We start from the raw sequence: 22,412 nt of genomic DNA on the forward strand, positions 1-22,412 counted from the left end.
GATCATGGAACCGGTTCATACCAGTAGGTGCGGCGCACGCGGTAAGGCAGTTGCATGCCCCCGCCGGCCGCTTCGGCACCCGCCTTGATCAATCCTTCCAGGGAGGCGGCACCGATCCCCTGCAGGTAGAGTTCGTCGCCACGCACCAGCACCGCCGGCCGCCCCAGCAGATATTCGCCCGCCGCGACCGCACGCGCGCCCTTCTTCAGCTCAGCGTCGTCTCCACTGGCGCCACCGATACCCAGACCGGTGAGCAGGTCGATACCGAACAGATAGCTGCGCCCCACCACGGGTACACAGATCGAGTCGGGCTTGTCGGGCACGTAGGCGGAGAAGTAGACGCCACCATCGAGGGTGACACTCGGCGAGAGCACCTTGGCCCCGATCAGCGGCAGGCTGTAGCCGCGGTCGAGATAGAGCACCCAACCCGCCCCCGACTGCCAGGCCGGCAGGCAGGCCCGCGCCGCCGTGTCCGCGTCATCATTGCCCGCCTCGGCGCTGTCGGCCTGGGGATCGCAGAAGCGCTGGTCGCTGATATCGGTCAACCGATCGAGGCTGACCGGCTCGATCTTGCCCCCCTCCGCCGCCGCCACGCTGACCGGATCACGCACGGCGAAGAAGGCATCATGCACCGCCGGCGCCTGGCTGCCCTCCCCGCCCGCCTTGGGATTGGCGCGGTCACCGCTACCCAGCAGCAGCAGTTCCTGGCGGCGACCGTCGACGTCGATTCCGACAAAATCCACGCTGGTGAAGAAACGCCGATTGTTCTGACCCGTGCCACCGAGTGCCGCGATCTTGCGCACCCGCCAGTCGCCGGGGTCGCCACCGGCGAGGTCGAGTCGCCACAGATTGCCGCCCACGTCAGCCAGATAGATACGGTCGGCGACGCCGTCGTTATCGCTGTCGACCACCCGCGGCGCGGCGGGCAGCGCCTGGCGAAACGTCTCGCCGTCAACGAAATGCTTGGGCGTGCTGGGGTCGGCGCGGTAGACGAGCTCGCCGGTCAGGGCGTCGACGATATACAGCGCGCGCCCCTGGCCATCCGCCTGAGTGGCATCGCGCTCGGGGTCGTCACGCCCGGGGTCGTAGCCACCGCTGATCACGAATACCGGATTGGCATGGCCTGGCACCCGCGCCGGGGTCGGCGCCGCCCAGCTCTGGCCGAGTTCGGCGAAGGCGTCGCTGGCGCTCAGTTGCCAGGCCAGCGCCGGCTTCGCCGGGTCGGTGACATCGAGCGCGTAGTAGTCGCGCCCGCCGCGGCGCAGCCCGAAGGCCAGCAGCATGCGGTCATCGCCGTTGGGAGTGATACGCCCGTCACGATCGGCATCGATGCGCACGAAGGCGGCCGGCCCATCCACGCCATAGGGGTGGCGCGGTTCGTCATCCGCCGCCTCCTGATTGTCACGCAGCGTTGGCTGTAGCGGTGCCAGCGCCCGTGGCATGAAGGCCCACTGCTCCTGGCCGCTGTCACCGTCGACGAAATGCAGAAAGCCGGCGTTGGTGCCGAAGGCGAGATAGAGCTTCTCCCGGGTGTCACCACGGTCGGCGTCGTCGAGGCGCCCGTAGTTCAGCGCAATGGGGTCGCTGTGCAGGATGTCGCCGAGAATCCATGGTCGCGCCTGGTTGCGCACCCCATCGCCATTCTCGTCGTCCACGTCTACCCCACGCGCCCAGGCGATCAGCCGGGCGATCTCGGTTTTCGAAGTCTGCGCAGGCAGCCCCCAATTGGCGGGATCATCCAACCAACTGGATTGAGACGACAGCGCCAGCGGACGCAGCGCCCCCTGCGCCTGGGTAAGGACCTGGCGCCCGTCGTTGCCCGTGTCCTCGGCGAGCGAACGCCCCACGGCCTGACGCAGCAGCGCTCCCACACCGCCGGCCTCGACCGTGTTGCCGTCCGGCGCATCGAGGTCGAGGCCATCACTGCCAGACCACCAGGTGTAAGCGCTCTTGAGAATATCGCCGGTCTGGGCATCGAACGCCTGATTGCCGCGCACGTCCTCCCAGTGCTGCTGCGAGACGAGGCGGAGTCGCTTGACGTTGCCGCTCCAGCGCGGCGTGTTGTGGGGCAGAAAGCGTGGCAGGTAGAGCCGGTCCAGGCTCTGGGTGTTGTTGGTGAAGGCGGCGGAGACCGCCGGTGCCGAAAAGGTGGTACTGCGCGAGAGCACATCGTCGATGGCGCCCTGGAAGGCAGCGTAGAGCTGGGCAGCATTGTTGGCGGTGAAATAGCCCACGCAGGCGTCACGGCCATGGTAGCGGGTATCCCTGCGCGGCGTCGGGCAGGTCTTGCCTGGCGCCAGGTTGAGCGGGCTGGCGCTATCGACCAGCAATCGCTGATCGGTATTGAAGCCGATGGTATAGGTGGTCACCGGTCCCCGCGGTGTATCGCCCTGGGTGAAGGTTTCCAACTGCTGCATGTAGTAAGCCAGCTCCGGCATGCAGTTGAGTTCGCGCGTCGGCCACGAGTATATGTTGACCGAGGCGTACATATCACACCTGAGCCCGCTGCCGGCCACCAGCCGGGTGATGGCTGCATTGGCGGCGGTATCGTTTTGCGGCACACCGTCGGTCATGTAGATCAGGTAGAGCGGCTCACAGGGTCGCAGCGGGGAGCGATAAGACGCATAGCGACCTGCGCCATCGAGTGCCTCGGCATTGTAGGGCGGATTGCTGTCGTAGTAGGCCCGGGGCTGGGTGCCGTAGAGTGGCCGCTCGCCTTCCAGATACCGGAATATCTCGTAATAGGTCTCGCACAGCGGCGTCGAGGTCACCGGATCGAGCTGCGACAACGTTTGCCGCAGTGCCTCACGCTGGGCATCGCCGCCGCTCTTCCCGGTGCCTGGCAACGGATAGACGATACGCCCGCCATCCGGCGAATAGGCGTTGTAGTTGAAGATCGTCAGACCGAAGTCGACCTGGGGGTTGTTGCGCACCAGCGCGTCGATCACCGACTTGGCGATGTTGATCTTGCTGTCGTTGCCGCTACCGCCGGCGACCACGTCGCGCATGCTGCCGGAGGTATCGAACAGGATCATCACCTGCGGCTTGGCCCCGCGCGACTCGATGTCGTAGAGACTACGATAGATATCGGTATCGTCGGCCCCAGCCGGCAGCGTCAGGCATAGCGTGACCAACATGCTCCAGCACAGGACCAGCCGCGCCAGCACCGCCGTACCGGGCCCACTGCAGGTGGTACGCTCAGAAGATACCAGCACGGCCATCCCCTCCCGATGTCACATCCACCGTCTCGATCCGCAGCCCCAGCACCTGACGGGCATTGACCGCGGAGGCGCCACGGTTGCCGCTGGCGTCGAGCTCCAGCGGCAGGCAGCTACCGCTGGAGTAGCCGGGTACCAGGCAGGTATGGGCGGCACGCAGGAGTTCGACCCCGAGCTGACTTCCCGTGGGTAGAACCGGGCTGCTGGGTTGCCACGCCTGCGGCGTGCCCGGCTGGGCCTGCTGCACCTGCGCGCGTAGCGCTGCCTGCTCGTAGCTGGCCGCGTCGAGCACGCCGTGTAGCGACTGGAACAACGTGCGCGCCTGCTGATGCGCCACGCCGAGGCGGTTCTGGGTTGCCAGGGTTTCGGCCAGCGCCGCGGCCACGATCGCCAGCAGCAGCAAGAAGATCAGACTCATGAGCAGCGCCACGCCGCGCTGGGCATGGGGCCCGCGACACTCAACCATTGCCGCCTCCCGGCCGATGCATCTCCAGCGGCACCACGAAGGCGAGTTCCCGATAGAGCCGGCCGCCTACCGGCGCGACCTGCGTACCGTCACTCAACGCGTACTGACGCGGATCCTGATAGGTCGCGCGAGTCGCCACCGAGACCACCGCTTCGATCTGTGCCGCCTGGATGCGTGGCGCCATCGCCGCGCTCAGATTGGCGCTGCTCTGCCAACTGCCGCCGCCACCGCCGGCGTTGGCCACGTACCAGCGGTAGGCCAGCGCCTCGACCCCCTCCAGCACCTCCTGGTTAAGTAAGCGTGAGCCAGAGAGTCGCAGCCGCCGCAGCGCGGTGTCTCCATTTTGCCGACTGAGGTAGTAGAGGCTGCCGCCATAGCGCCACAGATCATGGGTATCGGCACGCGCAGGCTCAGCGGGCGGGGTGCCGTCGAAGAAGCTCGCGAAGGGGTAGAAGCTCTTCAGCGCCGGGCCACCGCAGCCAGCGGCCGCACACGGCTCGGCGGCGTAGCGGATGACCACATAAGTCTGATTGGCCAGCGGACTCTGCAGCGAGCACGCCTTGGGCTGCGTGGTCGACGCCCATACCCCCAGGGGCCGATCGGAGGCCGCCTGGGCGCTGCGCCCGAAGGCGAAGTCGCCATCACAGTCGCCGCCCAGGGTGAGCGTACCCCGGCGCTCGGCGTCGGCGGGCACGCGGCCCCAGAAGTCGGCACGACGGAACTCGCTGTCGAAGCGCTCCTGGAGCAGGCGCGCCTTGTCCATTAGGCGCGCCTGCGCGGTGGCATCAGCGGCACTTTCGGCGCTGGCGAGATAGACCCGCGTCAGCGCCAGGATCATCACCAGACCGATCGCCATCGCGATCATCAGCTCGATCAGCGTCGCCCCGGCCTGCCGACGGGGGACGCCGGCCCGGCGCGGGTCGCATCCACCGCCCGACCAGCGCATCATGCCCCCACCCAGGCCACGAGTGTCACCCAGCGCTGATGGTTGGCGCTCCCCCGGGCGCTGACGCACGCCGGCAGCTGTGACGGCGCGGTCAGTGCGATGCGCGAGTACCACACCAGGGTGACGGCGACGTCGCCGGCGGCACCCGCCGTGGGCGCGCTGACACACACCCGCGGATCGGGCAGCGCGGCGCGCGGCATCCAGGCCGACATCCAGGACTGGAGGCCGGCGGGCACCGCGTTCTGCTGAGGAGTAGCGCCGGCGTTGCCCGGCTCGTAGCTTCCGGCGAAGCGCTGGTTTCGGCCCGGGTCGAGTTTGGCACGTTCGAGCAGGTCCTCCGCCATGATCGTCGCCATGGCGCGGTGGCTGGACGCCTGCCCCAGCCGCTGCTGCTGTGCCAACAGCTGCGCGGTCCCCAGCAGGCCGATGCTGAAGACCAGCATGGCGACGAGGACTTCGATGAGCGAGAGGCCGCGCTGTTGGCGCAAGCCGTGAGGACACTGGGGCACACCCGGCTCCGCGGAGAGCCGTCGGACAAGCGACGGCCGAAAGGGTAACGACCACCGGCACCGCCGGCGGTTACATTTGTTTACCTTGTATCGGCCAGAAAGAGAGGGAGTTTAGGGTGGGATCACGCTTCGCTGACGATGACCTGCTCGCGCAGCTCGCGCGGCATGGAGAAAGTGATGGTCTCGGCGCGCCCGTCGAGCTCCTCGGGCGGTGCGGCACCCAGCTCGGTGAGGCGTTCGATCACGCCTTTCACCAGCACCTCGGGGGCGCTGGCACCGGCGGTGATGCCGATACTGGCCACGCCCTCGAGCCAGGCGGCATCGATCTGGCTGGCGTCGTCGATCAGATGCGCCGGGGTACCCATGCGCTCGGCCAGCTCGCGCAGGCGATTGGAGTTGGAGCTGTTGACGCTGCCCACCACCAGCACCAGTTCACTGCCCTGGGCCAGTTCGCGCACCGCGTCCTGGCGGTTCTGGGTGGCGTAGCAGATGTCATCCTTGCGCGGCCCCTGGATCTCGGGAAAGCGCTCGCGCAAGGCATCGATCACCTTGGCGGTGTCGTCCATCGATAGCGTGGTCTGGGTGACGAAGGCCAGCCGCGAGGGGTCGCGTACCGGCAGCTCGCGCACATCCTGCTCGTCCTCGACCAGATAGATGGCACCGCCATAGCGGGTGTCATAGCGCCCCATGGTGCCCTCGACCTCGGGGTGGCCGGCATGGCCGATCAGAACGCACTCCTGGCCACGCTTGGCGTAGCGCAGCACTTCCATGTGCACTTTGGTCACCAGCGGGCAGGTGGCATCGAACACCTTGAGCCCGCGCTGCTCGGCTTCCTGCTGCACCGCCTGTGATACCCCGTGGGCGGAGAAGATCACGATCACGTCGTCGGGCACCTCATGCAGCTCCTCGACGAACACCGCCCCGCGCTCGCGCAGGCTGTCGACCACGAAGCGGTTGTGAACCACCTCATGGCGCACGTAGATCGGCGGTCCGAACACGTCGAGCGCGCGATTGACGATGTCGATGGCGCGGTCGACCCCGGCGCAGAACCCGCGGGGATTGGCCAGCTTGATCTGCAGCGGGGGGCGCGCCGATGGCTGGGTAGTGGGCTGATCCTGTGTCATGGAAACCTCGCGCCGGAGCGCTGACTCGGGGCTGACGCCGGCCGCCCGCGGGCGTGCCGGGCTGCCTCAATGGGTGGTGGCCGGACGCACGTCGAGAATCTCGACGTCGAAGGTCAGGGTACGCCCCGCCAGCGGATGATTGAAGTCCACCTCGACATGGCGCTCGTCGACGCTGGCGATCACGCCCGGCAGCTCGCCGCCGGCGGGATCGGCAAAGGACATCACCATGCCCGGCTCGACCGCCTCCTCGAAGCTGTCGCGGGCCAGACGCTGGACGTTCTGCGGATTGTGCTGGCCGAAGGCGTGCTCCGGCGACACCGTATAGCTGCCGCTCTCGCCCGCCGCCAGCCCGCTCATCGGCGCCTCGAAGCCCGGCGGCAGGTTGCCGTCGCCGACCTGGAAGGTCGCCGGCTGCTTGTCACGGGTGGAGTCGACCACCTGGCCATCCTCGAGTTTCACCGTGAAGTGCAGGGTCACTTCCATGCCCTCGCCGACCCGGTAACGGCCATCGGCCGGCTGATCATCGCGTGTCATCGGGTGTTCTCCTCGTCGGTCCCCGCCGCGCTCGCCTTGGCCCCGCGTCGGGATTCGAACAGCGACTGCAGGATCAGGCCGATGGCGCCGAGGGTAATGGCGCTGTCGGCCAGATTGAAAGCCGGAAAATAGTAGCCGCCCCAGTGGAACGACAGGTAGTCGACCACATAGCCGTGGACCAGGCGGTCGTAGAGGTTGCCGATGGCGCCGCCGATCACCAGCGCCAGCGAGATCGCGGTGAGCGTCTCGTCACGCTTGAGCCGGTAAAGCCACAGCGTCAGCCCGACGCTGGCACCGATCGCGATCAGCGCGAACAGCCAGCGCTGCCAGCCGGCGTGCTCGGCGAGAAAGCTGAAGGCGGCGCCGGTGTTGTGCAGCAGCGTCAGGTTGAATACCGGCAGCACCTTGAGCGGCCGGCCGTAGTCGAGGTGCGCCGTGGCCAGCGCCTTGACGCCCAGATCAAGCACGATGACCAGCAGCGACAGCCACAGCCAGCGCAGCGGACGCCGCATGCGCGCGGCGTCGGCACGGTGACCGGAACGGGAGGTAGCGTTGACGTCAGGCAAAACGGCGTACCTCACCCGGGCCACCCGGCAGGTTGGCGATGGAGCGGGCCGAGAGCGTCGGGTGCTCAGGATCGGCGCCCACGTCGGCACGCCGCTCCCAGCTGCGCTCGTCCTTGTCGTAAGGGCTCAGACGCACCGCCAGCTTGAGCCCGTCGAGCTCGGTCGGCTGGGCATCGCCACCTTCGGCCAGCGGCGCCAGGGTCGCCTCGGAGGTGATCAGCACGAAACGCAGCTCGTCCTCGAAGCGCGACAGCAGCGCATGTAGCGCGTCATCGACGTAGAGCGTCACCTCGCTGTCCAGAGCGCCCTTGATCACGCCCTCGTTGCGCGCCGCTTCGAGCTGCTTGTTGACCGCCTGCTTGACCTGGATCACCCGCTCCCAGAAGTCGCGGTCCATCCCCGCCTGCTCGGACGGCAGATTGGCGGCATCCGCCGGCAGCGTGAACAGACCGCTGTAGTAGGTCTCCAGATGCACGCTCTCGCCGCGTGCGCCGGGGATGTTCTCGTAGATCTCCTCGGCGGTGAAGGCGAGGATCGGCGCAATCCAGCGCGCCAGCGCCTCGACGATATGGTAGAGCGCGGTCTGGCAGCTGCGGCGCGCCAGCGAGTCGGGCTGGGTGGTGTACTGGCGGTCCTTGATGATGTCGAGATAGAAGCCGCCCATGTCACGCGCACAGAAGTCGTGCACCTGCTGGTAGACGTCGCGGAAACGGTACTCGGCATAGGCGCGCTCGATGCGTGCCTGCAGCACCGCGGCGCGGTCCACCGCCCAGCGGTCGAGGGCCAGCATGGCATCGCTTTCGACCGCGTGTTCCGCCGGATCGAAGCCGTTCAAGTTGGCCAGCAGGAAGCGCGAGGTGTTGCGGATACGCCGGTAGACGTCGGCGGTGCGCTTGAGGATCTCGTCGGAGACCGCCATCTCGCCGGAGTAGTCGGTGGAGGCGACCCACAGGCGCAGGATGTCGGCGCCCAGCTTGTCCATCACCTGCTGCGGCGCGACCACGTTGCCCAGCGACTTGGACATCTTGCGGCCCTTCTCGTCGACGGTGAAGCCGTGGGTCAGCAGCGCCTTGTAGGGGGCGTGGCCGTCGATGGCACTGCCGGTGAGCAGCGACGAGTGGAACCAGCCGCGGTGCTGATCCGAGCCTTCGAGATAGAGATCCGCCCGCGGCCCGATGTCGTGACCAAGTGAGTCGTGACCAAGTGAGTCGTGGCCGAGCGGGTGCGAGCCGCGCAGCACGTGCCAGTGGGTGGTACCGGAGTCGAACCAGACGTCGAGCGTATCGGTGACCTTGTCGTAGTCGGCGGCCTCATCACCCAGCAGCTCACTGGGGTCGAGCTTGAACCAGGCATCGATCCCCTCGACCTCGACACGGCTTGCCACCGCCTCCATCAGCTCGACGGTACGCGGATGCAGCTCACCGCTGGCCTTGTGCAGGAAGAACGGGATCGGCACGCCCCAGTTGCGCTGGCGCGAGATGCACCAGTCGGGGCGGTTGGCGATCATGCTGTGTAGCCGCGCCTTGCCCCAGGCGGGAATGAAGTCGGTCGCCTCGACGCCCGCCAGCGCCGTTTCGCGCAGCGTGCGGCCGTCAGGCCCCTGGCGATCCATGCCGACGAACCACTGCGCCGTGGCGCGGTAGATCACCGGCGTCTTGTGGCGCCAGCAGTGCATGTAGCTGTGGGTGATCTTCTCGTGGCCGAGGAGCGCGCCCGCCTCATCGAGGGCGGTGACGATCTGCGGGTTGGCCTTCCAGATCATCTGCCCGCCGAACAGCGGCAGCGTGTCGACATAGACACCGTTGCCCTGTACCGGATTGAGGATCTCGTCGAACGCCATGCCGTAGGCGCGGCAGGTAACGAAGTCATCCTCGCCGTAGGCCGGCGCCGAGTGCACGATGCCGGTGCCCGCACCCAGCTCGACGTAGTCGGCCAGATAGAGCGGCGAGCGCCGCGCATAGCCTGCGTCGACCGCGGCCAGCGGATGCTCGAAAGCGATGTGTTCCAGGCTCGCCCCGGATGCGGTGGCGAGGGTCTCGCCCGCGAGCGCGTAGCGCGCGAGACAGCTCTCCACCAGCTCCTCGGCCAGCAGCAGCAGGCGTTCGCCGGTATCGACCAGGGCGTAGGTGAACTCCGGGTGCACGTTCAGCGCCTGGTTGGCCGGGATGGTCCAGGGCGTAGTGGTCCAGATCACCGCGCTGGCCGGCTTGGGCAGCGCGTCGAGGCCGAAGGCCGCGGCCAGCGCCTCGGGCTGGGCGCAGGGGAAGGCGACGTCGATCGCATCGGACTGCTTGTCCTGATACTCGACCTCCGCCTCGGCCAGCGCCGAGCCGCAATCGAAGCACCAGTTGACCGGCTTGAGCCCCTTGAACACATAGCCACCCTTGACCATCTCGGCCAGGGCCCGGATCTCGCCGGCCTCGTTGGCGAAGTTCATGGTCAGGTAGGGGTGGTCCCAGTCGCCCTGGACACCCAGGCGCACGAAGCCCTCTTTCTGCACCTCGACCTGTGCCGCGGCATACTCGCGGCACAGCGCGCGGGCCTGGTCGGCGGGCAGATGCTTGCCGTGGGTGGTCTCGACCTTGTGCTCGATGGGCAGGCCGTGGCAGTCCCAGCCGGGCACGTAGGGGGCATCGAAACCGGCCAGGTTCTTCGACCTGACGATGAAATCCTTGAGCAGCTTGTTGACCGCATGACCGATATGAATGCTGCCGTTGGCGTAGGGAGGGCCATCGTGGAGCACGAAGCGCTCGCGGCCGCGGCGCGTCTCACGCAGCTTGGCGTAGAGGCGCAGATCGTTCCACTGCGCGATGCGGGCCGGCTCGCGGGCCGGCAGATTGCCGCGCATGGGGAAGTCGGTCGAGGGCAGATTCAGCGTGTGCTTGTAGTCGCTCATGGTGTTTTCGGTTCGCTCAGGGCTGTGTGCGTGTCGCTCGGGCTGTTTTCATACCGCTCAAGGCTGTGTCTATACCGCTCAAGGCTGTGTCTATACCGCTCAAGATCGTCGTCGTACCGCCGGGTGACGAGGCGTTCACTCATCCGTGCGCGTATCGCGGCTCGGGCTCGGGGGCGAATCGGCCGCCGCGGTTTCATGGGGCAGCGGCGCCGAGGCCAGCGGGAAGCGTGCCGGCGGCGGGGCCAGACTGGCCAGACCGCCGCTGATGCTTGCCCTATCGCCCGGGTTTTCCGTCGTCGCCGTCTGCAGCGCATCCGGCGCGGCGGGCGCCTGGATAGCTGGCGCGGTTTGGGGCGCCTGATCGCTAGCTGGCGCGGCATCGGGCGCCTGAAAATAGCGCCGCGCCTGATCCAGGTCATGATGAATCTGTGTCACCAGGGTGTCGAAGTCGGCGAACTTGGTCTCGCCGCGCAGCCGCGCGCAGGGCACCACGCTGAGCGACTCGCCGTAGAGTTCGAGCTGGCGATCGAGCACGTGGACCTCGAGCATCGGCTGATGGGCGCCAACGGTCGGCCGCCAGCCGATATTGGCCACACTCGGCGCCCAGCTGCCGTCGGGCAGCCGGGTGGCGCAGGCGAACACCCCGCGCAGCGCCAGCGGCCGCCGGGTCAGCGGGATGTTGGCGGTGGGCACGCCGATGGTGCGGCCGAGCTGGCGGTCACGCACCACCCGCCCCTGGAAGGCAAAGGGGCGCCCCAGCATGCGCGCCGCCTGGCAGAAGTTGCCGCTGGCCAGCAGGGTGCGCACGCGGGTGCTCGAGACGCGCTCGTCGTCGAGGGTGAAGGTGCGGGTATGCTCGACGGCAAAGCCGCGCTCGCGCCCGACCGCTTCGAGCAGGGCGAAATCACCGGCCCGGTCGCAGCCGAAGCGGAAGTCGTCCCCCACCACCAGGTGGCGCACGCGCAGCCCATCGATCAGCACGCGTTCGATGAACTGACGCGCGGTGAGGCTGCGCAGGGCGTCGTTGAACGGCAGACAGAGGATGCGATCGGCGCCGTGGGCGGCCAGCAGCTCGACCTTGTCGCGCAGCCGGGTCAGCCGCGGCGGCGCCTGGTCACCGGCGAAATACTCCCGCGGCTGGGGCTCGAAGATCACCACCGTGACCGGCAGCCCGGCACTGCGCGACAGCGACTTCAACTGCTCGAGAATCGCCTGGTGGCCGCGATGCACGCCATCGAAGTTGCCGATGGTGGCGACACACTCGCGCGGCGCCCCGCTGCGGGTGGCGCCACCGGCGGGCAGATTGTGCAAGCCTCGAATCAGTTCCATAGAGTCCGTTCCCGTGTCAACGCGGGCCGCGCGGCGGCGGTATGCGACAGCGCGCCAGCCGCCGACGCCTGGCGCTTCATTATACCCGCCCCGCGCCGGCCCATCAGCCGCGCAGCCTGAAGTGTCTCAGGCGCACGCCGGTCAGCGCCAGCCACACGAAGTAGAGCGTCGCGCCGCCACCCACCAGGGCCAGCAGACAGCCCACGCGACGCGGCGCATGCCAGGCGGTCCACTGGTGCCAGTCGGGGGTCAGCCACCATAGCCCGAGCGCCATCAGCGTGCAGCCACCGACCACCTGGAACGCGTAGCGCCCCCAGCCCGGCTGGAAGCGCAGCACGCCCTGACGGTGCAGACCACGCCCGAGCAGCCCGGCGTTGAGAAACGCCGACAGCGCCGTGGCCAGCGCCAGCCCCGCATGCGCCAGCGGCACGATCAGGGCCAGGTTCATCACCATGTTGGCGACCATCGCCACGATCCCGATCTTGACCGGGGTCTTGGTATCCTGGCGGGCAAAGTAGCCCGGCGCGAGCACCTTGATCAGCATGAACGCAAGCAGCCCCAGGGCGTAGGCGCGCAGGCTACGCGCCGCCATCACCACGTCGTGGTCGGTCATCGCCCCGTAGTGGAACAGGCTCACCAACAGCGGTTCGGCCAGCAGCACCAGCGCCAGCGCCGCCGGCAGCCCGATCAGCAGCACCATGCGCAGTGCCCAGTCGAGCATACGCGCGAAGTGCTCGCGCGACTGCTCGGCGTGGCGCTTGGAGAGCGCCGGCAGGATCACCGTAGCGATGGCGATACCGAATACCCCCAGCGGCAGCTCCACCAGGCGGTCGGAGTAGTAGAGCCAGGAAACGCTACCGGAGACCAGGAAGGAAGCCAGCACGGTATCCAGCAGCAGGTTGATCTGCGACACCGAGACCCCGAACAGCGCCGGTGTCATCAGCCGCAGGATGCGCCGGACCCCGGGGTGGCGAAAGCCCAGCCGCGGCCGTGGCATCAGCCCCAGCCGGAACAGGAACGGCAGCTGGAACAGCAGCTGCGCGGCGCCGGCGATCAGCACCCCCCAGGCCAACCCCAGCGCCGGGTCGCTCATCCATGGCGTCAGCCACAGCGCGGCGCCGATCAGGCACAGGTTGAGCAGCACCGGGGTGAAGGCGGGGATCGCGAAGCGCTCCCAGGTGTTGAGCACGCTACCGGCGAAGGCGGTCAGCGAGATCAGCAGCAGATAGGGGAAGGTCAGCCGCAGCATCTCGGCGGTGAGTGCGAGCTTGCCCGGGTCGGCCTTGAAGCCCGGCGCGAACAGCCACACCAGCCAGGGCGCGGCGGCGATCGCCAGGGCGGTGATCAGTGCCAGCACCACACTCAGGCTGCCGGAGACCGCATCCAGCAGCTCGCGCACCTCGGCCCGGGTACGCTGGGTGGCGTACTCCGAGAGCACCGGCACGAAGGCCTGGTTGAAAGCGCCTTCGGCGAACAGCCGGCGCATGAAGTTGGGGATCTTGAAGGCGACGAAGAACGCATCCGCCCCGCTACCGGCGCCCAACAGCGTGGCGATCACCACGTCGCGCACCAGCCCCAGCACCCGGGAGAGCAGCGTCATCACGCTCACCACCATCCCCGAGCGCAGCAGACCACCGCGGGTGACCGGCGTCGCCGTGCCGGTGGTGGCCGCTTCCGCCAGGGCCTCGGATTCACGCTTGCGCGTCTGTTTACTCATGCCGCCTCGTCATGCGCTCGCGCCCGTGATATTCACCCTATCCAGCCACCGCGACGGCCCGCAGGGTGACCGCCAGGGATGGCCGGTCACAAAAAAACCGGCCGAAGCCGGTTTTTTTCATCAAGCGCGTCCGGCTCAGGCAGCCAGCGCCTTAATTCGCTTGTTCAAGCGGCTCTTGATGCGCGCAGCCTTCTTCTTGGAGAAGGCGTCCTTGTCGGCGATGCGGTCGATGACCGGCTGAGCGGCCTTGAACTCGCTGTTGGCCTGGGCCTGGTCGCCGGCCTGGATCGCCTTGATCACGCGCTTGATGTAAGTGCGGACCATGGAACGCTGACTGGCGTTGTGCTTGCGGCGGTCTTCCGCCTGACGTGCGCGCTTGCGCGCTTGCTTGGTATTCGCCACCGTCGACTCCTTGGAGATGTTGACAGTCAATTCTGTAAGTAGATCACCCAGGACAGCCTCGAAACCGCTTCAGGCAATCCTGAATGAGTCGGCCGAATCTTGCTGCTGCGCTTCGTGAGAAGCGAAGCCGACCGTCGTTTCCGACAGTCTTTCACGGGCCATGTCTGAGAGGATGCGGGATTCTATCACAACGACTTTGCGCGACACCAGCCTCACAGCACCACGAGATTGTCGCGATGAATCAGCTCCGGAGCCTCGACATAGCCCAGAATCTCGCCGATGCGCTGGCTCGGCTGGCCCACCAGACGCTGGGCGTCGTCGCTTGCGTAGTTGACCAGGCCCTTGGCCACCCGCGTGCCCTGTTCGTCGACGCAGACCACCATGTCACCGCGCCGGAACTGACCCTCGACCCGCTTCACCCCCACTGGCAACAGGCTCGAGCCGTGGCTGCGCAGCACCTTGACCGCACCGGCATCGAGGGTCAGCGTGCCGCGCACCTGCAGCTGCCCGGCGAGCCAGCGCTTGCGCGCCGCCAGCGGCGCATGCAGCGGCTTGAGCAGCGTGCCCAGCGCTTCGCCTTCGAGCAGCCGGGTCAGCACCTGCGGCTGACGCCCGCTGGCGATGGCGGTAACCGCACCGGAGCGCGCCGCCAAGCGCGCCGCGCGCAGCTTGGTCGCCATGCCGCCGCGCCCCAGCACGCCACCACCGCCGGCCACCGCATCGAGCGCGGCATCGTCGGCCTCGGCCTCGGCGATCAGCCGGGCTGACGGCTCGTGACGCGGATCGGCATCGTAGAGCCCCTCCTGGTCGGTCAGGATCAAGAGCGCATCGGCCTCGAGCAGGTTGGCGACCAGCGCCCCCAGGGTGTCGTTGTCACCGAAGCGGATCTCGTCGGTGACAACGGTGTCGTTCTCGTTGATCACAGGGACCACGTCGAGCGCCACCAGGGTGCGCAGCGCCGAGCGCGCATTGAGATAGCGCTTGCGGTTGGAGAGGTCGTCATGGGTCAGCAACACCTGGGCGCTGCGCAGGCCGTGGCGGGCGAAGTGGTTCTCGTAGCACTGCGACAGCCCGCTCTGCCCTACCGCGGCGGCGGCCTGCAGCTCGTGCACCGCGCTCGGCCGGGTATGCCAGCCCAGCCGCACCATGCCCTCGGCGATCGAGCCCGAAGAGACCAGCACCACCTCGACCCCGCGCTGGTGCAGCGCGGCCATCTGGTCGACCCAGCCACCGATGGCGGCATCGTCGAGACCACGCCCATCGTTGGTCAGCAGGGCGCTGCCGATCTTGACCACGACCCGCCGCGCCGCCGCCAGCGATGCTCGCCCCAGTTCCCGCTCCGCCGTCATCACTTCGCCCTCCGACTCTCGTTGGCAACGCGCCGCATGCCCGCTCAGCGGGTGTATTCGACCTCGACGTCATAGTCGTCATCGTCGAAGTCGTCATCCTCGGCCGCGACTTCGCCGCGCTTGACCCGCAGCCGCGCCTGGTGCGCCTCGACCCGCGCCACCGACTCCGCCTCCATGCGTGCGCGCATCTCGCGCTCGCGCTCGGCGACCGCTTCGTCCTCGTGCTCCAGCTGGCGCTGCTCGGTGAGCCAGCGGTGAGCCGCCTGCACCAGCGCGTCGGTGCCTTCTCCGGCGATTGCCGCAATGCGGTAGACCGGCCCCTGCCATCCCAGCCGCGCGAGAATGTCTTCGACGCGCGCCTCACGCTCGGCCTCGGGCAGCAGATCGAGCTTGTTGATCACCAGCCAGCGCGGCAGCTCCGACAGGGCCGGCGAGAAACGTTCGAGCTCCTCGGCGATCGCCGTCACCGCCGCTACCGGATCGGACTCGTCGAACGGCGCCGCATCCACCACGTGCAGCAGCAGCCGCGTGCGAGTGAGGTGCTTGAGGAAACGCAGGCCCAGCCCGGCACCGTCCGAGGCGCCCTCGATCAGGCCCGGCACGTCGGCCATCACGAAATGCTCGTGGGTCCCCAGCTTGACCACCCCCAGGTTGGGCACCAGGGTGGTGAAGGGGTAGTCGGCGACCTTGGGCTTGGCCGCCGAGACCGAGCGGATCAGGGTCGACTTGCCGGCATTGGGCATGCCCAGCAGGCCGACGTCGGCCATCACCTTCATTTCCAGGCGCAGCTTGCGCCGCTCGCCATCGGTGCCCGGCGTGGTGCGCCGCGGGGCGCGGTTGGTGGAGGACTTGAAGTGGATATTGCCAAGCCCGCGCCGGCCGCCCTGGGCGACCAGTACCACCTGCCCCTCGGCGGTCACGTCGGCGATCACCTCGAGGGTGTCTTCGTCGATCACCGTGGTCCCCACCGGCACCTTGACGTGCAGATCCTCGCCCGCCTTGCCGCTCATCTGGCGACCCTGACCGGGCTGGCCGTTCTGCGCCTTGTAGAAGCGCTGGAACTTGAAGTCGATCAGGGTATTGAGCGACTCGTCGCCGATCAGGTAGACGCTGCCACCGTGACCGCCATCGCCGCCGTCGGGGCCACCCTTGGGCACGAACTTCTCACGCCGGAAACTGAGGCAGCCGTTGCCCCCCTTGCCAGCCTCGACGGTGATCGATGTCTCGTCGACGAATTGCATGATTCTCTCCCGGCGACGACCTGCCGCCTCTTATGTCCCGAACGCCCTTGCCACTACGAACACCCGTGTCGCTGCCAATACCGAGAACCCTCGACGCCATCGACCACACGACCGGTGCCGCCATTGCCGACGGGGATACAAAAAAGCCCCGCCTGAGCGGGGCTTTTTCAGCAGCGTTCGTGAGGTCTCAGGCGGAGACTACGCTCACGAACTTGCGGTTCTTCGGGCCTTTCTGTTCGAACTTGATCACACCATCGGTGAGCGCGAACAGGGTGTGGTCCTTACCGATGCCCACACCGGTACCGGCGTGGAACTTGGTGCCGCGCTGGCGCACGATGATGTTGCCGGGGGTGGCTTTCTGCCCGCCGAACAGCTTGACGCCCAGGCGTTTCGATTCTGAATCGCGACCGTTACGCGTACTACCAGCGGCCTTTTTATGTGCCATGGTGAATACCTCTCTCTGGGGGAACGATCCGCTTAGGCGGAGATTCCGGTGATCTTGACTTCAGTGAACCACTGACGGTGGCCCTGACGCTTCATGTGGTGCTTGCGGCGACGGAACTTGATGATGTGAACCTTCTCGCCGCGGCCGTGGGAGACGATCTCCGCGGCCACCTTGGCACCCTCGACCAGCGGCGCGCCGACCTTGACGTCGTCGCCGTCGGCGACCAGCAGAACCTGGTCGAACTCCAGGGTCTCGCCAGTTGCGATCTCGAGCTTCTCGAGCTTCAGCGTCTGGCCTTCCTGGACGCGGTATTGCTTACCGCCACTCTTGATTACAGCGTACATGGAATCTCTCCGGGCCCGCATCGGGCTAACAGCGCAGTCGGGCTACAAACTTCGGTCTGGCCCCAACCGTTGGGCCAAGTGCGTCGACTCGTCGAAGACAGTCGTGTCGCTGTGTCTTCACTGGCCGGGTCTTCACCAGCGGCTCATCGCGGACGCGCGCATGAACCATCAAGCCGTGTGCTCTTCGAGACCTGCCTCGAGTGGTGCCCCTTCCGGCAACCATCTAACAGGGAGCGTGACGAGTCGGGTCGCGGATTATAGCGATTGCCCGTGCCCGGAGCAAGCACCCGCCCGGGCGCGGCTTGACGCACTTCGGGGCGCCACCTAGCATAGCCGCTCACGTCGCCTCTCGGCCCCGGGGCTTCGAGCGGCCCACCCGAATCCCCCTGTGACAAGCCGATCATGCAATCCAACGCTGCATCCATTCATGCGGCGGTGGCTGAGGACTTCGCCGCCGTCAACCGCACGATCCTCAGCCAGCTGGCATCGCGCATCCCGCTGGTCGAGACCATCGGCCAGTACATCATCGAGAGCGGAGGCAAGCGTCTGCGCCCGCTGCTGGTGCTGCTCGCGGCACGCGCCCTCGACTACCGCGGCGACCGCCACATCACCCTGGCCACACTGATCGAGTTCATGCACACCTCGACCCTGCTGCATGACGACGTCGTGGATGAGTCGAGCCGGCGGCGCGGCAAGGCCACCGCCAACGAGACCTGGGGCAACGCGCCTTCGGTGCTGGTCGGCGACTTCCTCTATTCGCGTTCGTTCCAGATGATGGTGGAAGTCGGTTCGATGCGCATCATGCAGGTGCTCTCCGGGGCGACCTGCGTGATCGCCGAGGGCGAAGTCCAGCAGCTCACCAATATCGGCAATGCCGATATCGAGGAGTCGGACTACTTCGATACCATTCAGGGCAAGACCGCCATGCTGTTCGAGGCGGCCTCCCACAGCGGCGCGATCCTGGCCGAGGCGGACCCCGACGCCGAGCGCGCGCTCAAGCTCTACGGCCGCTATCTGGGGCTGGCCTTCCAGCTGATCGACGATCTGCTCGACTACCAGGGTGATGCCGAGACCATGGGCAAGAACGTCGGCGACGATCTCGCCGAGGGCAAGCCGACGCTGCCGCTGATCCACGCCATGCGCCAGGGCACCCCGGCACAGGCGGCACTGATTCGTCAGGCGATCACCGATGGCGGCCTCGAGCGGCTCGACGAAGTGCTGACGATCGTGCGCGAGACCGGCGCGCTCGAATACACCCAGCGTCGTGCCGAAGAGATGGCCGCCAAGGCTCGCGACCAGCTCGCGCTGCTCGCGCCCAGCCCCTACCGCGAGAGCATGGAGACGTTGACCCACATCGCCGTCGAACGCCAGGTGTGACCCGCCCAAGTCGAGGGAGCGTGACCCGCCGCTGCGGCGGTCGTTAGCACCCGTTCGAGGCGCCCCGAGGGGCACAGGAAGCGCTAGCGGTGAACGCCGCGGTCTTCCAAGAGAGAGTTGCAAAAGAAGGGGTTGCGCGCGCCTCAGGGATGCGTATAATTCAGCTCCGTCGAGTTTGGCTCGGCGCAAAAGTCGGAGTGTAGCTCAGCTTGGTAGAGCGCTGCCTTCGGGAGGCAGAGGTCGTAGGTTCGAATCCTGTCACTCCGACCATCGTATTGAAAAATGCCCGCTTCGGCCTCGCCGAAGCGGGCATTTTGCTTGTCGGGCTGCTGCCGGGCAGGCAAAAGGCCAATGGGCAGGGCTTTCAGGTAACGCTACAGTGACAGAGCGCCGCGCGCTCATCTCGCGCTGCCCGCCCCGCCTTCGCCAGGAGACCCGCCATGCCACTTTATACCTGTCTCGCTGCGCTCGGTTTCGGTCTGCTGCTGCTGGCCGGCGGCGCCCGCGCCAACGATCCCCCCGCACCGCCCCCGTGGTCGAATCAAGAGGTCGCCAACGCCCAGGGACAGTGTCGTGCCAACCTCACCGCCACCGGCATCGAAGGCCCCAAGGTGGCGCGCTACTGCGAGTGCGTGACCACCGCACTGCAGGCGCGCTTCAGCGCCGCCGAAGTGCGCCGCATGAAACGCGCCCATGATCCCGGCGCCGATGGCGACAACCGCCCGCCGGCGCTGGCCAAGACGCTGGAGCAGTGCTCACCGGTGCTCGAGTCCCCCTAGGCTTTGTAGGAAAACTGCCTGCGTTCGGCAATACGGCGTTAAAAATCGGCTCAAAATGCTCATTTACACCCACGTAAACTCCGCCTTTTCGCCGATTTTTGCCTTGTCTCGCCTTCACTCGCCGACTTTTCACACAAAGCCTGACCACGCCAAACGCCGCGGTCGCGCACTCAACCGCCACGGGCAGAACGCGCATCCTGTGCCATGCTGAGGAGAATCGCCCCAGCCCAAGGCATGAGCCAGGGCCAGCACGCCCCAAGGCGAGCCTTCGAAGGAGATCGCGCATGCCCAATACGCTCTCGCCCCCGGCTTCGGCAACCCGCGGCCGCCGGCGCCATCCGTTACCGGTCAGGCTCTGGCACTGGGTCAATCTAGGGTGCCTGGTGGTGATGTTGATGAGCGGCCTGCAGATCTTCAACGCCCATCCCGCGCTCTACTGGGGCAGCGCTTCCGACTTCGACGACCCCTGGCTGGAGCTCTACGCCATCCGCGCCCCGGACGGTGACATTCGCGGCCAGACCGCCCTCGGTCCCTGGGTCTTCGATACCACCGGGGTACTCGGCTATTCCGCGGCGAACGGCCAGGAACAGGTGCGCGGCTTCCCCGCCTGGAGCACCCTGCCCAGCTATCAGTACCTCAGCATGGGCCGGCTGTGGCACTTCTTCTTCGCCTGGCTGTTCGCAGGAGCGGGGGCGCTATTCGTGCTCTACGCCCTGCTCAGCGGCCATCTGCGCCGCGATCTGTGGCTCTCCGGCGCCCAGTGGCGCGGGCTGGGTCGCGACCTGCTGGACCACCTGCGCCTGCGCTTCCACGGCCCCCACGGCGGCTACAACGGCCTGCAGAAGCTCAGCTACCTGGGCGTACTGCTGGTGGCGCTGCCGCTGATGATCGTCACCGGTCTGTGCATGTCGCCCACCTTCAACGCCGCCGCGCCCTGGCTACTGGAGCCGTTCGGCGGACGCCAGAGCGCGCGCTCGATCCACTTCATCGTCGCCGCCGCGCTGGTGCTGTTCTTCCTGGTGCATATCGCCATGGTGCTGCTGAGCGGCCCGTGGCGTCAGCTCAAGGGGATGCTCACCGGCGGGCCGCGGATCACCGAGGAGCCCGCTGCGACGACCACCACGTCCACCACGCCATCCAGCCACAGCGGGAGAGACCAGCATGACGCGTCGTGATTCCGGCCGCCGCGACGCCTCGCGGCGGCGCTTCCTCCAGCGCTCGGCGCTGGGTGCCGCCGCGCTCGGTCTCACCGGCTGCGATCGTCTGTCGCAGAGCGAGCAGGTCGCCGACACCCTGAATCTGGCCCAGCGCCTCAACCTGCGCGTGCAGCGCTTCCTCGCCGGCGAGCGCGGGCTGGCGCCGGAGTACCCGGCATCGATGATCGACCCGGTGTTCCGCCCCAACGGCTCCACTGACCCGCAGGCAGCGCGCTACCGGGAGCTGGCGGCCAACGGCTTCGCCGACTGGCGGCTGACCCTGGATGGCCTGGTGGAGACACCGCTGTCACTGTCGCTCGACGAGATCCGTGCGCTTCCGGCGCGCACCCAGATCACGCGCCACGACTGCGTCGAGGGCTGGAGCGCGATCGGCCAGTGGACGGGGCCGGTGCTCGGGGACCTGCTGGCACGCGCCGGGGTCAAGCCACAGGCGCGCTACGTGGTGTTCCACTGCATGGATCAGTTGAATGGCAAGGACTTCTACTACGAGAGCCTCGACCTGGTGGAGGCGCGCCACCCGCAGACGATTCTTGCCCACTCGCTCAACGGCGCCCCGCTACCCACCGCCAACGGCGCGCCACTGCGCCTGCGCGCCGAGCGCCAGCTGGGTTACAAGATGGCCAAGTATCTCTCGGGCATCACGCTGGTCACCGACTTCGACGACCTCGGCGGCGGCAAGGGCGGCTACTGGGAGGACCGCGGCTACACCTGGTACGCCGGTATCTGAACCCGGGCGATGAAGCGCGCCGCCCGGCAATGCGCGGGCGCGCCAGCGGTTGCCGACTTGACAATCCGGCGCCATGAGCTGCACTCAGAGGGTGTTTACCAATTAGGCGAGCGAAGGCAAGACAAGGCGAAATCGGCCGAAGAAGCGGAGTTTACACGGGGTAAATGAGCATTTTGAGGTCGATTTCAACGCCGTATTGTCGAGCGCAGACATTTTGTAAACATCCTCTCAGATCCACGCCGTGACGCATCGATATACACCATGACACATCGATATACACCATGACACATCGATACTGGCCATGGCGCGAGCACACTCAACCTCGATACGGAAGGATTCGTTCATGGCTATCCCCCGCTCCACCCTCACTGCCCTGCGTCGCACCCTCGCCGGGCTGGCACTCGGCTGTGTCGCCGCCACCGCCCTGGCGGCCCAGAACGGTGATGCGCCCCAGCATCTGCGCGGTACCATCACCGAGGTCGGCGATCACGCCTTCAGCGTCGAGTCGCACCCGGACGGCAAGGTCCATAAGGTCACCTTCGACGACGCCACACGCCTCGCCGCGGTCGACCGCAGCAGCCTCGATCAGATCGAAGAGGGCACCTTCATCGGCACCGCCAACGTGCCCGGCGCCGACGGCAAGCCGTCACAGGCGTTGGAGGTGGTGGTCTTTCCCGACTCGATGCGCGGCACCGGCGAGGGCGACTACCCCTGGGATACTCCGCGCGGGGCCATGTCGGAGAGCTCGGCCGACGCCAAGGCGGGCAGTGAAAAACTGGGCGGCGCCAGCAGCGGCTCGACCATGACCAATGGCACCGTCTCCAGCACCAGCGGCCAGGCGATGGGCGCCGGCGAGAAGCTCGGCGGCGCCGCCAGCGGCTCGACCATGACCAACGGCACGGTCGACAGCTCCCAGGCCCAGGATGGCACCCTGACTCTGACGGTGGACTACGGCAACGGTAGCAAGCAGATCCAGGTACCCAGCGACGTGCCGGTGGTCAAGGTGCGCAAAGGGCAGATGGACGATCTGAAAAACGGCGCGGCGGTTTTCGTCGCCGGTGACATGAACCAGGACCCGATCCCGGCCAAGGTGGTGATCGTGGGTATCGATGGCACCGTGCCGCCGATGTGAGGCGCTAGCGCCGGCCCAGTATCGGACGACGACGGGTGCGCGAGCGCTCGCCGTCGTTCTCTATCGGGCGCACGCCCGGAAAGCGCGCTTCCGT

Annotated in this window: 20 protein-coding genes and 1 tRNA gene; 6 read left to right on the forward strand and 15 right to left on the reverse strand. The window is 67.3% G+C overall.

Annotation, left to right across the window (positions count from 1 at the left end; translation table 11 throughout):
* Positions 1 to 2: 2 nt before the first annotated feature.
* The 15 genes from J0A90_RS17455 to rplU all read right to left on the reverse strand — a co-directional run bounded on the left by J0A90_RS17455 (position 3) and on the right by rplU (position 17,086).
* On the reverse strand, positions 3 to 3,215 hold the full coding sequence (locus J0A90_RS17455; RefSeq protein ID WP_207037193.1) for a PilC/PilY family type IV pilus protein: 3,213 nt from the start codon (positions 3,213 to 3,215) through the stop codon (positions 3 to 5).
* Positions 3,199 to 3,684: a hypothetical protein gene (locus J0A90_RS17460; RefSeq protein ID WP_207037192.1), complete on the reverse strand. Its 486-nt coding sequence runs from the start codon at positions 3,682 to 3,684 to the stop codon at positions 3,199 to 3,201. The genes J0A90_RS17455 and J0A90_RS17460 overlap by 17 nt, the downstream gene beginning before the upstream one ends.
* Positions 3,677 to 4,633 carry a PilW family protein gene (locus tag J0A90_RS17465; RefSeq protein ID WP_207037191.1) on the reverse strand — a complete coding sequence of 319 codons (957 nt, stop codon included), beginning with the start codon at positions 4,631 to 4,633 and terminating at the stop codon, positions 3,677 to 3,679. Before J0A90_RS17465 ends, J0A90_RS17460 begins: the two co-directional genes overlap by 8 nt.
* Positions 4,630 to 5,139, reverse strand: coding sequence for a type IV pilus modification protein PilV (gene pilV, locus J0A90_RS17470; protein WP_207037190.1), 510 nt, complete (start codon positions 5,137 to 5,139; stop codon positions 4,630 to 4,632). Before pilV ends, J0A90_RS17465 begins: the two co-directional genes overlap by 4 nt.
* A gap of 122 nt (positions 5,140 to 5,261) precedes the next feature.
* Positions 5,262 to 6,263 (reverse strand): 4-hydroxy-3-methylbut-2-enyl diphosphate reductase, encoded by a 1,002-nt coding sequence (gene ispH, locus J0A90_RS17475; protein ID WP_207037189.1) that lies wholly within the window; start codon positions 6,261 to 6,263, stop codon positions 5,262 to 5,264.
* 66 nt (positions 6,264 to 6,329) lie between these two features.
* The gene (gene fkpB, locus J0A90_RS17480) at positions 6,330 to 6,797 is read right to left on the reverse strand and encodes an FKBP-type peptidyl-prolyl cis-trans isomerase (RefSeq protein WP_051895604.1); all 468 of its coding nucleotides are present in this window, start codon (positions 6,795 to 6,797) and stop codon (positions 6,330 to 6,332) included.
* Complete coding sequence (gene lspA, locus J0A90_RS17485; RefSeq protein WP_207037203.1) at positions 6,794 to 7,309, reverse strand: signal peptidase II; 516 nt, start codon at positions 7,307 to 7,309, stop codon at positions 6,794 to 6,796. Before lspA ends, fkpB begins: the two co-directional genes overlap by 4 nt.
* Before the next feature lie 46 nt (positions 7,310 to 7,355).
* Complete coding sequence (gene ileS / locus J0A90_RS17490) at positions 7,356 to 10,259, reverse strand: isoleucine--tRNA ligase (protein WP_207037188.1); 2,904 nt, start codon at positions 10,257 to 10,259, stop codon at positions 7,356 to 7,358.
* Positions 10,260 to 10,394: 135 nt separating this feature from the next.
* Positions 10,395 to 11,588, reverse strand: a complete 1,194-nt coding sequence (gene ribF, locus J0A90_RS17495) for a bifunctional riboflavin kinase/FAD synthetase (RefSeq protein WP_207037187.1) — start codon at positions 11,586 to 11,588, stop codon at positions 10,395 to 10,397.
* Positions 11,589 to 11,691: 103 nt separating this feature from the next.
* Entirely contained in the window at positions 11,692 to 13,203 is a 1,512-nt protein-coding gene (murJ, locus tag J0A90_RS17500; RefSeq protein WP_233076907.1) for a murein biosynthesis integral membrane protein MurJ, read from the reverse strand.
* A gap of 237 nt (positions 13,204 to 13,440) precedes the next feature.
* Complete coding sequence (gene rpsT, locus J0A90_RS17505; protein ID WP_035470436.1) at positions 13,441 to 13,707, reverse strand: 30S ribosomal protein S20; 267 nt, start codon at positions 13,705 to 13,707, stop codon at positions 13,441 to 13,443.
* 212 nt (positions 13,708 to 13,919) lie between these two features.
* The gene (gene proB, locus J0A90_RS17510) at positions 13,920 to 15,056 is read right to left on the reverse strand and encodes a glutamate 5-kinase (protein WP_207037185.1); all 1,137 of its coding nucleotides are present in this window, start codon (positions 15,054 to 15,056) and stop codon (positions 13,920 to 13,922) included.
* Between the two features lie 44 nt (positions 15,057 to 15,100).
* Positions 15,101 to 16,297, reverse strand: coding sequence for an Obg family GTPase CgtA (gene cgtA / locus J0A90_RS17515; protein WP_207037184.1), 1,197 nt, complete (start codon positions 16,295 to 16,297; stop codon positions 15,101 to 15,103).
* Between the two features lie 187 nt (positions 16,298 to 16,484).
* On the reverse strand, positions 16,485 to 16,742 hold the full coding sequence (gene rpmA / locus J0A90_RS17520; RefSeq protein WP_110674029.1) for a 50S ribosomal protein L27: 258 nt from the start codon (positions 16,740 to 16,742) through the stop codon (positions 16,485 to 16,487).
* A 32-nt stretch (positions 16,743 to 16,774) separates the two neighbouring features.
* The gene (gene rplU, locus J0A90_RS17525) at positions 16,775 to 17,086 is read right to left on the reverse strand and encodes a 50S ribosomal protein L21 (RefSeq protein ID WP_035470431.1); all 312 of its coding nucleotides are present in this window, start codon (positions 17,084 to 17,086) and stop codon (positions 16,775 to 16,777) included.
* A 402-nt stretch (positions 17,087 to 17,488) separates the two neighbouring features.
* Between rplU and ispB the strand changes: the two genes are divergently transcribed.
* The 6 genes from ispB (at position 17,489) to J0A90_RS17555 (ending at position 22,318) form a co-directional block, all read left to right on the forward strand.
* Positions 17,489 to 18,463, forward strand: coding sequence for an octaprenyl diphosphate synthase (ispB, locus tag J0A90_RS17530; protein WP_207037183.1), 975 nt, complete (start codon positions 17,489 to 17,491; stop codon positions 18,461 to 18,463).
* A 193-nt stretch (positions 18,464 to 18,656) separates the two neighbouring features.
* A tRNA-Pro gene (locus J0A90_RS17535) sits at positions 18,657 to 18,733 on the forward strand.
* Between the two features lie 170 nt (positions 18,734 to 18,903).
* A complete protein-coding gene (locus J0A90_RS17540) occupies positions 18,904 to 19,242 on the forward strand; it encodes a hypothetical protein (RefSeq protein ID WP_207037182.1) in 339 nt (112 codons plus the stop codon).
* A 284-nt stretch (positions 19,243 to 19,526) separates the two neighbouring features.
* On the forward strand, positions 19,527 to 20,417 hold the full coding sequence (locus J0A90_RS17545; protein ID WP_207037181.1) for a cytochrome b/b6 domain-containing protein: 891 nt from the start codon (positions 19,527 to 19,529) through the stop codon (positions 20,415 to 20,417).
* The gene (locus J0A90_RS17550; protein WP_207037180.1) at positions 20,404 to 21,186 is read left to right on the forward strand and encodes a molybdopterin-binding protein; all 783 of its coding nucleotides are present in this window, start codon (positions 20,404 to 20,406) and stop codon (positions 21,184 to 21,186) included. Before J0A90_RS17545 ends, J0A90_RS17550 begins: the two co-directional genes overlap by 14 nt.
* 343 nt (positions 21,187 to 21,529) lie before the next feature.
* On the forward strand, positions 21,530 to 22,318 hold the full coding sequence (locus J0A90_RS17555; protein WP_051895601.1) for a hypothetical protein: 789 nt from the start codon (positions 21,530 to 21,532) through the stop codon (positions 22,316 to 22,318).
* The last annotated feature ends 94 nt before the right edge of the window (positions 22,319 to 22,412 follow it).

The organism is Salinicola sp. DM10 (genome assembly GCF_017306975.2).
In the GTDB taxonomy this organism is placed as follows: domain Bacteria; phylum Pseudomonadota; class Gammaproteobacteria; order Pseudomonadales; family Halomonadaceae; genus Salinicola.

Coding starts and splice junctions, on each gene's coding strand:
- J0A90_RS17460 (WP_207037192.1), bottom strand. CDS start 3,684: ATGGTTGAGTGTCGCGGGCCCCATGCCCAGCGCGGCGTGGCGCTGCTC.
- J0A90_RS17465 (WP_207037191.1), bottom strand. CDS start 4,633: ATGATGCGCTGGTCGGGCGGTGGATGCGACCCGCGCCGGGCCGGCGTC.
- ispH (WP_207037189.1), bottom strand. CDS start 6,263: ATGACACAGGATCAGCCCACTACCCAGCCATCGGCGCGCCCCCCGCTG.
- fkpB (WP_051895604.1), bottom strand. CDS start 6,797: ATGACACGCGATGATCAGCCGGCCGATGGCCGTTACCGGGTCGGCGAG.
- lspA (WP_207037203.1), bottom strand. CDS start 7,309: ATGCGGCGTCCGCTGCGCTGGCTGTGGCTGTCGCTGCTGGTCATCGTG.
- ileS (WP_207037188.1), bottom strand. CDS start 10,259: ATGAGCGACTACAAGCACACGCTGAATCTGCCCTCGACCGACTTCCCC.
- ribF (WP_207037187.1), bottom strand. CDS start 11,588: ATGGAACTGATTCGAGGCTTGCACAATCTGCCCGCCGGTGGCGCCACC.
- murJ (WP_233076907.1), bottom strand. CDS start 13,203: ATGGTGGTGAGCGTGATGACGCTGCTCTCCCGGGTGCTGGGGCTGGTG.
- proB (WP_207037185.1), bottom strand. CDS start 15,056: ATGACGGCGGAGCGGGAACTGGGGCGAGCATCGCTGGCGGCGGCGCGG.
- cgtA (WP_207037184.1), bottom strand. CDS start 16,297: ATGCAATTCGTCGACGAGACATCGATCACCGTCGAGGCTGGCAAGGGG.
- rpmA (WP_110674029.1), bottom strand. CDS start 16,742: ATGGCACATAAAAAGGCCGCTGGTAGTACGCGTAACGGTCGCGATTCA.
- rplU (WP_035470431.1), bottom strand. CDS start 17,086: ATGTACGCTGTAATCAAGAGTGGCGGTAAGCAATACCGCGTCCAGGAA.
- ispB (WP_207037183.1), top strand. CDS start 17,489: ATGCAATCCAACGCTGCATCCATTCATGCGGCGGTGGCTGAGGACTTC.
- J0A90_RS17540 (WP_207037182.1), top strand. CDS start 18,904: ATGCCACTTTATACCTGTCTCGCTGCGCTCGGTTTCGGTCTGCTGCTG.
- J0A90_RS17545 (WP_207037181.1), top strand. CDS start 19,527: ATGCCCAATACGCTCTCGCCCCCGGCTTCGGCAACCCGCGGCCGCCGG.
- J0A90_RS17550 (WP_207037180.1), top strand. CDS start 20,404: ATGACGCGTCGTGATTCCGGCCGCCGCGACGCCTCGCGGCGGCGCTTC.
- J0A90_RS17555 (WP_051895601.1), top strand. CDS start 21,530: ATGGCTATCCCCCGCTCCACCCTCACTGCCCTGCGTCGCACCCTCGCC.